Source organism: Providencia xihuensis (genome assembly GCF_041953405.1).
Taxonomy (GTDB): domain Bacteria; phylum Pseudomonadota; class Gammaproteobacteria; order Enterobacterales; family Enterobacteriaceae; genus Providencia; species Providencia vermicola.
Genome location: NZ_CP169565.1, coordinates 2,734,602 through 2,748,435, shown reverse-complemented (window position 1 = coordinate 2,748,435; position 13,834 = coordinate 2,734,602). Strand labels below are relative to the sequence as shown.

Below are 13,834 nucleotides of genomic sequence, written 5' to 3'. Positions count from 1 at the left end.
TCTCGCATTATTGAGTTTAAACATCACAACATCGCCCACGCTTTTTCAAACAGTTCATCACTGTATGGCTGCTGACCATTTTCAACATGGACTATCGCTTTAGCCATTTTGAATGCCGTTTCTTTGTTATAAACATCAAGGCAATCACGACGACCAAAGCCCGTTTCTTTACAGACACGATTAATATAACCCTCTGTATTATTATGGTCTTTTGCCGGTGCCCAACGCTCAATAATTTCTTCCACCGTATCAATTTTGCCGCAACCAACCCCCTGTTTCCCCGCGTAGGTTGAATAGGTCCGCAAAAGCTTGAATAATGCGCGAATACCGTATTCAGGTTTCTCAAAGCGGCTATGACGGGGCTCAATGCTAGGGTCAAAGGCCAGCTCTCCTCGCCATGGGTTTCTCGGGTTATAATCAATATTGCCCGGATTATTGTTGCGTATGCCGCGTGGTACGTTAGACATGTTTTCCTCCAGTAAAGCGTGACCATAAATAGGAAAGTCCGATACTTCCCATCGCACCAAATACACCGGTGGTGAATAGGGTGATATAAATGCTCTGATTGCCCTCAATACAGAGCAATCCGCCTAACAACCCGACAAAGCCGGAAACGACCATTTGCATAAAAGCCGCAAACCAGCTCCACGGGGCATTATTCGTTTTAACGTCAATGATGTATCTCACAACACCTCCCCACATTGAAATGAAGAGCATTAATAACCACTGTGCGATACCGAAACTGTTCGGATCTTTATCAAACATGTATCAATCCCATAGCTGTATAAGTGGCTGTACCGGCTCTTCGGTAATTTCAGGTAACTCAATCAATAGCCCCGCAGGTAGCACCGCGCCTTGTTCGGCAAGATTGGGATTCGCTAACAAAACAGCTTCGGTCATGCCTGTCGTTCTGCCGTAAAATCGCCAACATATCCCGTCTACGGTGTCACCTTTTATCGTTCTGGTTTTCATATCAATTCAACAATATTGTGTGTCGTGCCCTTGATGCGCTGAATTGCCCAAATAGCATCACGTTGTAAATCATCAATATTCGACTCTAAGGCATCGGCTTTTTTGCTGCCGTTTGGCGTGGTATCTATATCGCGGTAACGTTCGATTAAGTTTGCTTTTGCGGCGCTGAATACGGCACGGCGATAAAGGATCACTAATTCCGATACGTCAATCTCCCCATGGGTAATTTTGCTGGCCGGAACCGCGTCTAACGTTGTATAGCCCAAGTGGATTTCTTGCTGTTGAAAGCGGGATAATTCACGGTTGGTTTCGATGATGGCGTTTTTTAAGGCTTCAATTAATCGACCTTGGGTGACCGTACCGTCAACTCGCATTGATTCCCGAAATGCACGGGTATTAATCGCAGGCCAAAAATCACCACTGGTGATCATTTCGTCTTTTTCGTTAGCGGGTTCGGGTGAAACAAAATCCATAAGGTCACCTTAAAAATAGGTAGGCGGTGGGCGAGAGTCCGAAAAATAAATTTCTTATCTCGCGCCGCCTTGCGCGTTGGCACGTTCTTTATTCATCAGCCCTGTTTTTTGCTGACAAAAACTTTTCAATATTCTTAATATCCTGCTTAACACCGCAGCGTTCATTAAGCTCAAGAGCACGCATTAATTCACATAAAGCCGGTTGCGGAAAATCATTATCGCGCAAGCTGTAACCGAGCCATTTATGTAGCTCGGCGCGGACTTTATCGGGCATATCTTCATGCTCAATTAATGCCATGGTGCGCTGCAAGATATCCAATGGAATGGGATTTTTTGCGGTATAGGCTTCTTTGGCTCTATCTCCCATTTCTTCGGCAATAGCACAACCGGTTGTGCGGGATTGGCCTGACGGCATGGCGAGCTTATGTTTTAATGCATACTCCGCAATATCTAGCCCTTGCGCGTACAAACCCGCGTCAAAACTCCACAACATGAGGTACATCAAAACATCATCTTGAACGCCTGAATTGCCTTTTAATGTTTCAGTGATCCACGTTTCGTATAGCGGTAAGGCTTTACGTTTGTACGCGGCTTTGCGTTCAAATGATTGGGTTTTACCTAAATCCCGCATATGTTGGCGCAACATCAATTTAACTTGTGTTGCTGCCGAGGGAGCAGCAAGAACGCCATAGGCGCTGACGTTCTTGGCTTCAACCTGCATGCGTTTTCGTTCCCACGGATTCACAGCTTATTCTCCGGTTGGCGCGTCTTTTGCTTCGTCCGGCTCAGTAGGCTCCGCCGGTTTTCCAGACGTCAGCTCAATGTTTTCAATCAACGCCACACAGTCGTAATCTTCAACAATGTAATCTTCATTCACTGATTCGTAGTTTTCGATACGGTCACGTTTGGCATTGTCCACCACTTGACGGCGGCGTGATTCGATTTGCCAGTAGATAGATAAATTATCTAATCGTGTGATAAGCATTCCATTTTTAGGGAAATAAGGAACACGTACCGCCGGCAATCCACCGAGGCGTTTTTGGCTGATAATCACATCCGCAGCTAACGCCTCGGTATTGGCTTGATCACGATTGACGATAGGGAAATATTTATCGGCTAAAAGTGAGCGGCCACAGATAACGACTAAATCGGTATCGTCGGCGTACACTTCTGAAATCGCGTGGTCAACGGCTTGCATAACCAGTGCATCAAGGTTTTCATACTCTTCACCTTTACCCACTTTGATAGGCTCAGGGGTAATTTGGTTGGTGTCTTTATCAGTTGAAGAACCTAAAACATGTTCAGGGGCTTCAAGGCGAATTTTATGTAACCAACCGATGTTGACGTCCTGTAGCATTTTGTTGACTGTACGGTTTGAAGTTGCCGCGCGGCTCGTACCATTAAAACCAATCATGATGCGATCAAGGGCTTGGCGCTGAATAATGGCATCACGGATACGGCGCTGGAAATCTTGAAACATTGCCCACATATCCAGTTTTTCGTAACGGATAGCGGTATCGAAGTTTGTTTGACGGCAGTGATAACCTTGTTTGGCCAATTGAGTTGGGTCAGTCGGTTCGCGGTCTTGTTTGGTTGTGTCCGTCGTGCCGGCAACCGTTGAGCCAATGCCGAGGCCGATTTTTTCGCCCACTTGGTCTTTGACAGGCACAATATTAATTTTGGTCAGAAAGACGGCGCTTAACTGAATTTTGCTTTCCAGTTTTTGGGCTGCCGAAGGCTCAATTTCCACTTTTGAATCTGTGAATTCGTGTGGCTGAACACCGTAAATCTCACCTAGACGGGTCATGTAACCGTTAAATTTAACTTTTGTTTCTTTTCTCATTGTTTTTCCCGTTTAGCAATCAGTCAGGTTTTCAGTGTTGGTTGTATTGCCGCCAAAAGACGTGGGGCGGTGTTGCTGATTATCTTGTTGGCTCAAGTCTTTTTTGAGTTGGTCCAGCTCACTGCGCAGGGTTTCATTTTCTTCTTTGATACCCGATAACGCTTTAACTTGTGTTTCAAGCCGAGTCAGCATTTGTGCAGTTTCGGTTTGCTCTTCCGCGCAAAGCTCTACCGCTTGGTGAATGTCATTGAGTTCAACATCATTGCGCTGACGTTCGCGACTGAATTTAGCCATGATGCGATCTTTCAAGCTGGGTTTTTCTGGGTTGTTTTCTTCTTCGGTAAATTCAATCACCGTTTCTTCCGCCGCCGTAAAGACGTTATCTTTATCTTGCTTGCGTTCTGAGAAAGTCGCGGTTTTATCTGCACCCGCGCTAAATTCCAACATGCTCGTGCCAAGGCTGGCAGGGTTATCCGTGACAGCTAAGCCCACCAAATAGGCCGAATTCATATCGGAAAAATTAGGGTTAATTTCAACGGAGGTATAAACCTTTTGACGCTTACGATTCATCTCAATTAATGAATCTGTTGGTGATAAAATCCCGTATAGAGCAAGCTTACCTTTCAGAGCACCTTCACTGATTTCTTCTGTATAAACAGATTCCACATCCCCAAAGCGCGGCATCCATTCATAATTTAGATGCTCCATGTTGATCCGAGCACCATAAACGGATGGGTCGTAATTTTTGGCAATATCAGTGAGCCATTGGCGCTGCACTTTACGTCCATCGGTTGTGGCTCCCTCAACACAAAGGCGCACAGGTTTAGATTTTTTTGTCATTGCTCAGGCTCCGGCAATTAAATTTCATACGTAGATAAATTTCATGCGTAAATAAAAAAATAATGAGCCTATGTTTTCAGGGATGAGGGCTAAGAAACAATGCTTTGCCATTGTGTGGAGAATGACACAATGGCAGCTCGGGGCGATTGGTCGTGTGAGCCAGTAATCTGGCGACATGAAAACATTACATGATTTTGACCCAAGAAAACGCGCCATGCACATGTACTTTAGTGGGTATCGCATCGCGCGTATTGCCGAGGCTCTCAAGGAAAAGGCCGCGACAATTCACAGTTGGAAACGCCGCGATAAGTGGGATGAAATCACCCCCATTGATCGCGTGGAAATGACGCTGGAGATGCGACTTTGTACGCTATTGAGTAAAGAAAATAAAGAGGGGAAAGACTATAAAGAAATCGACTTACTTTATCGCCAAGTAGAGCGGCATGCCAAAATTCACAAGTACCAAAACGGCGGCAATGAGGTTGATTTGAACCCGAAACTGGCCAATCGCAATAAAGGTGAACGCCGCGCCCCTGAGAAGAATTTATTTAGCGAAGAGCAGATTGAAAAGCTGGAAGAAATCTTTCGTGAAAATATGTTTGAGTACCAGAAAGCATGGTACGGCGCCGGCCTTAAGCACCGAATTCGTAACATCTTAAAATCACGCCAAATCGGGGCAACTTACTTTTTCGCTCGTGAAGCTTTTATGGATGCACTCATTACAGGTCGAAACCAAATATTTTTATCGGCGAGTAAAGCCCAAGCGCACGTATTCAAAGGCTACATTATTGATATGGCGCGAGAGGTTGATGTTGACTTAAAAGGTGATCCGATAGTTTTGCCTAATGGCGCAACACTGTATTTTCTTGGCACCAATGCCCGTACCGCGCAGAGTTACCACGGTAATTTGTATCTTGATGAGTATTTCTGGATACCCAAATTCCAAGAATTACGCAAAGTCGCCTCCGGTATGGCCATGCACAAAAAATGGCGTCAAACCTACTTTTCGACCCCATCCGCATTAACACACAGCGCGTATCCGTTCTGGTCTGGAAAGCTCTTTAATCGTGGTCGTCGTAAGGCCGATCACGTTGAGGTCGATATCAGCCATCAAGCGTTAGTGAATGGCATGATGTGTGGGGATGGTCAGTGGCGGCAAATTGTCACGATTGAAGATGCCATGCGGGGCGGGTGTAATTTATTCGATATTGATCAACTCTATTTAGAATATAGCCCTGATGAATTCGAAAACTTGCTGATGTGTGAGTTTGTTGATGATATTGCATCCATCTTTAATTTGCAGTTAATGCAAAAATGCATGGTGGACAGTTGGGAAATATGGGACGACGTTCAGCCGTTAATGATACGCCCCTATGCTTATCACCCTGTTTGGATTGGTTATGACCCCGCGAAAGGTACTCAAAACGGAGATAGTGCGGGTTGCGTGGTGATTGCGCCACCGCTACACAAAGGCGGTAAGTTTCGCATACTTGAGCATCATCAATGGCGTGGCATGGATTTTCGCGCGCAATCGGACGCGATAAAAGAACTCACCGAGCGTTACAACGTGCAATACATCGGGATTGATTCCACAGGTATTGGCCATGGTGTCCTGCAAAATGTGCGGGAATTTTTCCCTGCTGCAAAAGAATTTGTCTATAACCCTGCCTTAAAAAATGCATTGGTGCTTAAAGCTTATGACGTGATTAGCCATGACCGGTTGGAATATGACGCGGGTAGTAATGATATCACGCAATCTTTTATGGCCATTCGTCGTGCCACTACCGCCAGTGGTAACCGCCCAACTTATGAAGCTGACCGCAGCGAAGAAGCCAGCCACGCAGATTTAGCATGGGCAACCATGCACGCCCTTTATAACGAACCGATCACCGGTGAAAATCACAATCAACATAATATCGTCGAGGTCTTTTAATGAGCCGTAAAAATAAAAAACGCCAATCACAAACACTGGCGCAAAAAACCGACAGCGCATCAATGGAAGCATTCACTTTCGGTGATCCAATCCCCGTACTTGATAAGCGTGAAATTTTTGATTATTTGGAATGTGTGCAAATTGATAATTACTATGAGCCGCCAATTAGTTTTAATGGTCTTGCGCGCACGTTCCGCGCAGCCCCACACCATAGCAGCGCAATTTATGTAAAACGTAATATTCTCACCAGTACCTTTATTCCTAATAAATATTTAAGTCGTCAGACGTTTGATAGTTGGGCATTAGATTTTTTACTGTTTGGTAATGGGTATCTTGAAGAACGAAATAACCGTCTGGGGCAGTCGCTGAATTTTAAACATTCGCCGGCTAAGTTTACCCGCCGCGGTGTTGACTTAGAAACTTACTGGTTTGTGCAATATGGCTACGATATTAAACCGTATGAATTTCAAACCGGCAAAGTGTTTCACTTGATTGAGCCGGATATTAACCAAGAGTTATACGGCTTGCCGGAATATCTCGCGGCAATCCCCTCCGTACTGCTCAATGAGTCGGCAACACTATTTCGCCGCAAGTATTATCTCAATGGTTCGCATGCCGGTTATATTCTGTATATCAGTGATGCCGCACAGAAAACCGATGATGTTGATAAAATTCGTGAAGCACTCAAAAGCAGTAAAGGACCAGGGAACTTTCGCAATTTATTTTTGTACGCACCTGGGGGAAAGAAAGACGGCATCCAAACAATTCCGCTATCCGAAGCTGCCGCAAAAGATGAATTTCTCAATATCAAGAATGTGAGCCGCGACGATATGTTAGCGGCACACCGTGTGCCACCACAAATCATGGGTATTATTCCTGAGAACGTGGGCGGCTTTGGTGATGTTGAGAAAGCGGCAAAAGTATTTGTTCGCAATGAGTTGATGCCGTTACAAAGTAAGATGATGCAATTGAATGATTGGTTTGGCGGGGAGATTATACAGTTTGATAAGTACTCACTGGACTTAGACGACGAATAATATCACGCGTAAATTCAATGATACCGCCCACTGAGGCGGTATATTTTTGCCCGTAGGTAGGTGATCTCGATGCCCTAAATAATAATAGGACCCCACTGTATTATACCAAACCTAACTCACCAAGACGAATCCGCAATAAATTACCCCCATCAAATAGCGATTTAAACGCACTATACGCCACCACAAAGCGTGCAAGATTAATTGCTATCTAGTTATAGAAATTTGATTTTAACGCTGTGACGGCTCGGAGATTTTGCGGACGGATATTTAACAATAAACACCTCGCCGCGCAATCGTAGCCCCGCCACGCCTGCCCACTAAATAGGTCGGTTTTCATGCAGGTGCAAGAGATCGTCTGAACCGCGCCAGTGGTGGTGCTTCGCACAGGTAACGATCCTTTTTTGATCTTGCGAATTTGGGCGGAAAATTGCGAATTTGACACAAGCTAATTTGGAATTACACGAACAAATTACAAATTAATTGTAAAGGTAGGTGAGCCAAGAGGGTTTAGCCATAATTATTAGAAAGTTTATATCTTGGGATACTTATTTAAAGACTAGAATAGCGTAAGTATAGCTTAATCCGTTATATTGCGGTTTAAGCTATACTAATTCAACAGTTGTCCAAGCAGAATGTTATTCAATATAACTATTGGATTTGAATATAAAGCTGATGTAAGCTTACACGTTTCGTATTAGTCTACATAGCAGTATGTCAAAAGTTATTGATTAGAAGATTATTTCTCTAAATCAATTTTATCTAACAAATATTCCTTACCAATATTTGTTAAAAGATGAACAATAGCATTTTTTACCGCTTCAGCTGTTTGTTTGTCAGCTGCATGGCACAATACGGCTTGTAATGTTGGGTCTATATCCTTCCTATCACCTATTTCATGGTATCTAAGAAGACCACAGATCTCTATCGTATTCCTTCCTTTTTCTGTTTTATATCGATAGGTTACACCTGGTACAGCGGCTTCAATATGATCCACGTAGTTATCAAAATGCGCATGAACTATACAATAGTTAGCATTTTTATTGGGAAATGATTTGTAATTGGTTGATTTGGTAACTGCTCTACTTCCTTTGGCCTGATTGCAATCCTTACATGAAACACATAAGTTTAGAGGCTCGAATGTCCATTGAGGGAAAGAATCTTTATCAATAATATGTTCAGTATCCCACACCATTCCATGGGTAGTGTGAAGTTCCACTTTACAGTATGCACACTTCTGTTTTTGCTCCATGATATAGTGTTTTTTTAGGCGTGATTTTATATCACTTACACTATTATCTTCCCACATGTCTTTCGAAGATAGGTTTTTGCTTTGCAATGCAGTTATAATTTTCAATTCTTCTGCATTAAATAAATATGGATTCATTTTATTTTTAATGCCTCCATTGTCTTTTTTAAAATATTTAACAGTGTTTTTACCTTATCATCATCCTCTAATTTATTTTCAAAAGTCAAAAGCCACTTTGCCGTAGTTAACGACTCATCATCAAATTCTTTCGATTTACATAGATTGTCTAACACCTCAATAACTTGACTAAGCAGATATTCATTGTTGTTACCGGGAGAGTTAAATACCTTCGCAAGTTGAAAGTCCGCTGACCTATTGTGGTACAATTTTGAAGGCATTAAATCTGTTTCATCTGTTTCAATATTGACAATATATGCATCATTTTCTGGGAGAGACGAAATTATATTTGGAGAGTGTGTGGCTATTATAAAATGACAGGCTTTGTAATTAGAAAAAACATCTGTGAGTAAAGATAAAAACTCCAATTGCCATTTGGGATGCAAGCTTATTTCTGGTTCATCAATTAAAATAAGTGAGCCATCTTGTATTTCACCAGCAATGGAGGACATGGTAAATAGCAGGCTAAGTTCTCCAGAACTTGCTTGCGAAAGTAAAAATTCTTGCTTTGATTCTGATTTAGAGAAAATGACATCGTCAAGCTCAACTATCCCATACTCAGATAAAAGCTCTAATGCATTTAAACGTAACCTATCATGCCCTCCTTTAGTCAAGTCAATTTCACATAAAACCTCAAGCGGATCAAAGTAATGTTCATCTTTACCCAATTCCTCACCACCTATATATTTTATTGCTTCTAGGAGGTGTTTCGATAATTTAATCTCATCAATTTCATTATTTGTTATTTCATGACCCTTACCTTTAAAGAAATTAATACTACGAACGGACTCAAGAATATTTTCTTGGGTCAAATTTCTTCCCCTGATTCTCTCACTCAACAATAATTTTAATGTAAAAGAACTAGATATATCTAAAAAATCAAGCATTTTTGAAAAATCGAAATATTCTTGTTTGGGTTTTAAAAGCAACTTAATAAAAGATGCACCTAATTGGTCAAATTTATAACTAAGATAACCATAATTGCGTCTGTATCCTGGTCGTTGCTTTTCTCTCGCCCCTAAATAAACATATGGAGATAAAGTGTATGGTTCTAAATGTGAGCCTGGAAATGGGAACTTATCATACGGACTGCTTGTAACTGCTAAAATTTTGTTAGGAATATTAAGCGTGTCACATACTTCTCTATTTTTTTTAAATTGAAATTTTTTATTGTAGCGTTTAATATCTTGAAGAAAAATATAGCTTAACTCGTCAATAAGATTTTCTTTAATTAGCTTATCTGCGTTATATTTACTAATCTGTTCATATGGATACACAGACATGAAAGTAATGGATGCACTGTCGTCAATACTATATGTACCAGTAATCGGATCTCTAAAGCGGCTTAGAGAATAAAGGTCACCATCTTTTTTATAAGATAAACTGCCAAACCCATCTAGATGAGAATGATTAGTTATATCTTTCAAGTTATACCTAATTGTGTCATTGTGACGGATGTGTATAAATGCTGAACATATTGTCTGGAAGATCCTGCTTTTTCCAGAACCATTATTTCCCATTAGTATAGTTATAACATTTGAATCCTCATGAGATTGGTCATCGGCAAGATTGATAGATTTTCCTAAAAAAGTAATATTCTTCAACAACATTGTACTTTCCTAATTTGTCATGATATTTATAGCATAAAGCTTTTTTTACTTAGTTGCTATTGTGATTCAGTATGACTTGCTTTCAACTAATTAAAGTTGACTCAGCAACAATCTACCAAACGATTAAAGAAATAGTTATTCCGTTACTTATTTAGTATCCTCTCAACTTATTAACCCTCACCAACACATTCGAACACTTTTGCCTATGCCTCTCACTAATCGCCTCTTTCTGTGCCTGTAACTCCCGCCTTTGAAGTTCTTTCCCGTCCTCATTTAACCCCAATCTCAGCCTATCTCCATCAACTCTTATAAAATGCAGTTCATCACTCACGCCTAAGCCGTTAATGAACATGGTTTCAATTTGTGGAATATCGAAATTAATGCCGACTTCGTTGGCAAAATTGATAATTTCCGACTGAATTTCCTTATCGACCTCACTTACTTCAATGTTTGAAATCTGTCTTTGTTGATTTCCCTGTGATGTTTCGCTCTCAGCGGCGTTTTGAGCATCCGTTTCCACAAACGCGAAACCGTATTCCTTTATGTTGCATACTTCACCTGAGCCGTGCTCAGGCTCGTAAAATTGCACATCTGATAAATTGGATGTGATCCGCGATCTACAGTTATTGACAGGACTCCGAGTCGCTCCGCTGTCGCTCTTTAAAAAATTAAAATCAACGTCAATGGCACTTTTCTTGACGATTTGGTACTTTCTTTCACGGGTTTTAAGTACTGGTGCATCGGCTTTGAGTTGATGATAAATACCAACAACTTTTTGAACCTTTTCGCCGTAAACATTCACGTCACTAACTTCTCGGGCAACTCGTATTGTTTCTTCTCTTCGGCGAATACATGGACCACCTTGTGACATGATGTATTCATCAAATTTGCCTTGGTCGGCAGCAGCTCTAACACGTTCGGCAACATCCCCAAGTTTGTCAGCAATGGAAACACCACGAGGTAAGCGGCGGCATTCACGGTATGCGCCTTTAGATGGGAGCTTATAAAATTGAAATTGCGGAATACGCCATGTTGACGCCCACGCGGTAACCGCTGCCGCCATGCTTTTTAGGTCTTTGCCGGTTTCATGGTCTATCTCACCATCAAGGGCATATCCATCGATATTTTTAGCAATATATTTAGCGATGTAACCCACGGCACCGCCGCGGTTCATGTGCTTATACTCAAACCGGTATTTTTGTGCGCCAGCTTCGTTACCATCCTCTTTCAGGGCACGTTTACGCATAATATCAATAGCTTTTGCTCGGCTGGCCTTATCAACAAAAAGCAGCATATGCCAGTGTGGGGTGCCGTCATGATGCGGCTCGACAACACGAACACCATAAATATTGATATTGTTATCATTGAAAGCGGAACGAATACGCGACCACACTTTGACTAAATAACGCTGTCCGTCTTTTGGTGTGTAGGCTTCATCTTTCCATTTATGGTTTAGTACGGCGTAATAATCATCTTTTCCGGTTTCTTTATTTTTCTCTTTACGTTGCTTCGTCGGGTGGTACTTTGACGGGCACGTCAAAGTGATAAACATCCCGATATCACCGCGTTCTTTTGCTACGCGCTCAATCCCTGCCATTTGCGCCATTAATTCCATGCGGCGAATTTCAGGGTTTGACACGCTGGTCATCACTTTATCGAACAGATCAAAACGCTCACCGGTTTCAACATCTTGAATATCCATACCCTGTAAATATTGCATGTTGGATAAACGCTGTGCTTGAACCGCGCGGATAGCTTGTTTACTGGCGTATGGGTGACGATTAATACACACATCCATATTTGCAATCATGATTGCTTCAATCCATTGTGTTCTATGGGCTTTTAGCTTGCGGTGCCAGTAATCTGTATTTACAAGGCGAGAAATAGCTGCGATCACTTGGTGCGTGGTTAGGTTTTGCTTCCCTCTACGGCGCTTTCGGTTTTTTAAAACCTTGAGATAACTTTGGTGATAAAGCGGTGTGACATGCAAATTTAGAGATAATTCAGCCAATGCCCCGTAAATTTGAGTTTGTACTGAATCTTCATAGATAATTTCACGATCACCGCCGTTTTGCTCGGTTAGCTGGTCGCAATAGGCTTCATATAGAGTGAAAAAACCATTAGAAATGTGCTCTGCCAGTTTTTTGATTGGTTTGTCATAAAGGTCAAACAACCGGTTAAATTGACTGATTTCAGGTGTAAAGCGAGTTGAAAGTGTCAATAGTGCTTTCGTTTTTAATTCATATCGTGAATTAACCGCGGTGATACGAGGAAATATCCGCTTATAAAAATCAGAGCGTAAAAATTCATAAGCTTTATAGTGGCCTGACTCTTTAATGATGTATTCATAATGCTTTTGAATACGATAACGTAAAATACGCGGTAAAGTTTCAATTTCATCTAAAATCGCTTGCGCATGAATTTGTTGTTCATGGGTAAGGGATTTCTCAAGTGCATCAATATCAGCTTTGTAGTAATTATTTTTTTCTGGCTTATTCCACGGATACGGAAAAGTCATATCCGCGGTATAAGTTAACGGTTGTTGCGTAAAATCTAATACCTTAGACATTTAGCGCACCACCCAAGGTTTCAGGTCGTAATGCGTTGATGGCCGTTTCACAACGGCGTGAAATGATATCAACTGTTTGGCGGTAAACATCTAATGATTTGATGCCTTTACCTTTAACGCGGCTAACATGATAAGAAGTTAATTCAATCGCCAGCATCCACGGATCAGAATGGCAACAAACCAACTCATAGCAACGAGCCATTTTATTGATTTGCAATAGTCGCCATTGAACCGCTTTTGAATCTTCGTCAACATGGCGCTGAATAGCAAAGGCTGTCCCGCTAATATATACACCGTCTTTAGGGTCGAGAATCATTAATTAACCCCCGCTAAAACAGCAATAATTTCTTTAGCTGGTGTACGCTTTCCTTTTCCTGCGATGCTGCGTGGGGCTTCGATTTCATGGATAGTAAAACCGAGGTCAGCGTAAAGCTCTTTTGCTTCTGGTGAGTTGGAAACAGTGATCGGGTTGCCTTGGATATCATTAATATCTTTTAGCGCAATCGCTAATGCTTCGTGATCAGCATTAGTAAAGCCCGCAGTATGATATTGAGTAAAACTATCGCGCCCGCCCATGTAGGGTGGATCACAATAAACACCATCACTGAAATCAACTAATGAAAGGGTATCTTGCCATTCAAGATTTAAAATTTGAGTTTTAGTGAGATAGGCCTTATCACAGAAACTATCAATTTCACTTTTAGGAAAATAGGGAGCTTTATATTGACCAAAGGGGACGTTGAATTTGCCTTGTTGGTTATAGCGGCACAACCCGTTGAAGCAATGTCTATTTAAATACAGGAATAAACTTGCCTGTCTTAGCCGTGATAATGCTTGTTTACTATCATTAAACTCTGATCTAGCAAGATAATAATCAGCGCTATTATTCCTTCTAAAAAGTGGTAAAGCCTCTATTAACATACTCTCAGGTAAGATAGTAAGAGTTTCATATAAGTTAATTAAATCAGGGTTAGCATCAGCAATTAAATACTGCTCATAGTCTGTATTCATCATCACAGCACATGAACCAGCAAATGGCTCAACTAACCGTTTTGCTTTTGGTAGGTGCGGGCGTAACTGTTCCATAATACGAACTTTAGAGCCAGCCCATTTGAGAATGGTTTTGTTAGCCAC

Annotated in this window: 14 protein-coding genes; 2 read left to right on the top strand and 12 right to left on the bottom strand. The window is 41.7% G+C overall.

Annotated features, from left to right (window positions below):
* Positions 1–23: 23 nt before the first annotated feature.
* The 7 genes from ACE2AL_RS12350 to ACE2AL_RS12320 form a co-directional block, all read right to left on the bottom strand.
* Positions 24–467 carry a structural protein gene (locus tag ACE2AL_RS12350; RefSeq protein ID WP_375083544.1) on the bottom strand — a complete coding sequence of 148 codons (444 nt, stop codon included), beginning with the start codon at positions 465–467 and terminating at the stop codon, positions 24–26.
* On the bottom strand, positions 460–765 hold the full coding sequence (locus ACE2AL_RS12345) for a phage holin family protein (RefSeq protein ID WP_036962068.1): 306 nt from the start codon (positions 763–765) through the stop codon (positions 460–462). The genes ACE2AL_RS12350 and ACE2AL_RS12345 overlap by 8 nt, the downstream gene beginning before the upstream one ends.
* A 3-nt stretch (positions 766–768) precedes the next feature.
* The gene (locus ACE2AL_RS12340; RefSeq protein WP_036962069.1) at positions 769–972 is read right to left on the bottom strand and encodes a tail protein X; all 204 of its coding nucleotides are present in this window, start codon (positions 970–972) and stop codon (positions 769–771) included.
* Positions 969–1,445, bottom strand: a complete 477-nt coding sequence (locus ACE2AL_RS12335; RefSeq protein ID WP_210833969.1) for a head completion/stabilization protein — start codon at positions 1,443–1,445, stop codon at positions 969–971. The genes ACE2AL_RS12340 and ACE2AL_RS12335 overlap by 4 nt, the downstream gene beginning before the upstream one ends.
* Positions 1,446–1,533: 88 nt before the next feature.
* Positions 1,534–2,190 carry a phage terminase small subunit gene (gene gpM, locus ACE2AL_RS12330; RefSeq protein WP_272684622.1) on the bottom strand — a complete coding sequence of 219 codons (657 nt, stop codon included), beginning with the start codon at positions 2,188–2,190 and terminating at the stop codon, positions 1,534–1,536.
* 3 nt (positions 2,191–2,193) lie between these two features.
* Positions 2,194–3,288 (bottom strand): phage major capsid protein, P2 family, encoded by a 1,095-nt coding sequence (locus ACE2AL_RS12325; RefSeq protein WP_375083543.1) that lies wholly within the window; start codon positions 3,286–3,288, stop codon positions 2,194–2,196.
* A 12-nt stretch (positions 3,289–3,300) separates the two neighbouring features.
* Positions 3,301–4,128, bottom strand: a complete 828-nt coding sequence (locus tag ACE2AL_RS12320; protein WP_375083542.1) for a GPO family capsid scaffolding protein — start codon at positions 4,126–4,128, stop codon at positions 3,301–3,303.
* A gap of 175 nt (positions 4,129–4,303) precedes the next feature.
* Here ACE2AL_RS12320 and ACE2AL_RS12315 point away from each other — a divergent pair, with 175 nt between their 5' ends.
* Together ACE2AL_RS12315 and ACE2AL_RS12310 are read left to right on the top strand one after the other, a co-directional pair.
* Entirely contained in the window at positions 4,304–6,061 is a 1,758-nt protein-coding gene (locus ACE2AL_RS12315) for a terminase ATPase subunit family protein (protein WP_375083541.1), read from the top strand.
* Positions 6,061–7,098, top strand: coding sequence for a phage portal protein (locus tag ACE2AL_RS12310; protein WP_123382075.1), 1,038 nt, complete (start codon positions 6,061–6,063; stop codon positions 7,096–7,098). The genes ACE2AL_RS12315 and ACE2AL_RS12310 overlap by 1 nt, the downstream gene beginning before the upstream one ends.
* A gap of 736 nt (positions 7,099–7,834) precedes the next feature.
* Here the strand turns inward: ACE2AL_RS12310 and ACE2AL_RS12305 are convergent.
* From ACE2AL_RS12305 to ACE2AL_RS12285, 5 genes are all read right to left on the bottom strand, one after another.
* A complete protein-coding gene (locus tag ACE2AL_RS12305; protein WP_272515515.1) occupies positions 7,835–8,482 on the bottom strand; it encodes an HNH endonuclease in 648 nt (215 codons plus the stop codon).
* Positions 8,479–10,131: an AAA family ATPase gene (locus tag ACE2AL_RS12300; protein ID WP_375083540.1), complete on the bottom strand. Its 1,653-nt coding sequence runs from the start codon at positions 10,129–10,131 to the stop codon at positions 8,479–8,481. Before ACE2AL_RS12300 ends, ACE2AL_RS12305 begins: the two co-directional genes overlap by 4 nt.
* A 151-nt stretch (positions 10,132–10,282) precedes the next feature.
* Positions 10,283–12,700, bottom strand: a complete 2,418-nt coding sequence (locus tag ACE2AL_RS12295) for a replication endonuclease (RefSeq protein ID WP_375083539.1) — start codon at positions 12,698–12,700, stop codon at positions 10,283–10,285.
* On the bottom strand, positions 12,693–13,016 hold the full coding sequence (locus ACE2AL_RS12290; RefSeq protein ID WP_125893547.1) for a DUF5405 family protein: 324 nt from the start codon (positions 13,014–13,016) through the stop codon (positions 12,693–12,695). Before ACE2AL_RS12290 ends, ACE2AL_RS12295 begins: the two co-directional genes overlap by 8 nt.
* Positions 13,016–13,834, bottom strand: coding sequence for a DNA adenine methylase (locus tag ACE2AL_RS12285; RefSeq protein ID WP_375083538.1), 819 nt, complete (start codon positions 13,832–13,834; stop codon positions 13,016–13,018). Before ACE2AL_RS12285 ends, ACE2AL_RS12290 begins: the two co-directional genes overlap by 1 nt.

What these genes read in the sequence shown, in the direction of transcription:
- ACE2AL_RS12340 (WP_036962069.1), bottom strand. Translation starts at nt 972, where the DNA reads ATGAAAACCAGAACGATAAAAGGTGACACCGTAGACGGGATATGTTGG.
- ACE2AL_RS12305 (WP_272515515.1), bottom strand. Translation starts at nt 8,482, where the DNA reads ATGAATCCATATTTATTTAATGCAGAAGAATTGAAAATTATAACTGCA.
- ACE2AL_RS12335 (WP_210833969.1), bottom strand. Translation starts at nt 1,445, where the DNA reads ATGGATTTTGTTTCACCCGAACCCGCTAACGAAAAAGACGAAATGATC.
- ACE2AL_RS12350 (WP_375083544.1), bottom strand. Translation starts at nt 467, where the DNA reads ATGTCTAACGTACCACGCGGCATACGCAACAATAATCCGGGCAATATT.
- ACE2AL_RS12325 (WP_375083543.1), bottom strand. Translation starts at nt 3,288, where the DNA reads ATGAGAAAAGAAACAAAAGTTAAATTTAACGGTTACATGACCCGTCTA.
- ACE2AL_RS12290 (WP_125893547.1), bottom strand. Translation starts at nt 13,016, where the DNA reads ATGATTCTCGACCCTAAAGACGGTGTATATATTAGCGGGACAGCCTTT.
- ACE2AL_RS12310 (WP_123382075.1), top strand. Translation starts at nt 6,061, where the DNA reads ATGAGCCGTAAAAATAAAAAACGCCAATCACAAACACTGGCGCAAAAA.
- ACE2AL_RS12300 (WP_375083540.1), bottom strand. Translation starts at nt 10,131, where the DNA reads ATGTTGTTGAAGAATATTACTTTTTTAGGAAAATCTATCAATCTTGCC.
- ACE2AL_RS12295 (WP_375083539.1), bottom strand. Translation starts at nt 12,700, where the DNA reads ATGTCTAAGGTATTAGATTTTACGCAACAACCGTTAACTTATACCGCG.
- ACE2AL_RS12320 (WP_375083542.1), bottom strand. Translation starts at nt 4,128, where the DNA reads ATGACAAAAAAATCTAAACCTGTGCGCCTTTGTGTTGAGGGAGCCACA.
- ACE2AL_RS12315 (WP_375083541.1), top strand. Translation starts at nt 4,304, where the DNA reads ATGAAAACATTACATGATTTTGACCCAAGAAAACGCGCCATGCACATG.
- ACE2AL_RS12345 (WP_036962068.1), bottom strand. Translation starts at nt 765, where the DNA reads ATGTTTGATAAAGATCCGAACAGTTTCGGTATCGCACAGTGGTTATTA.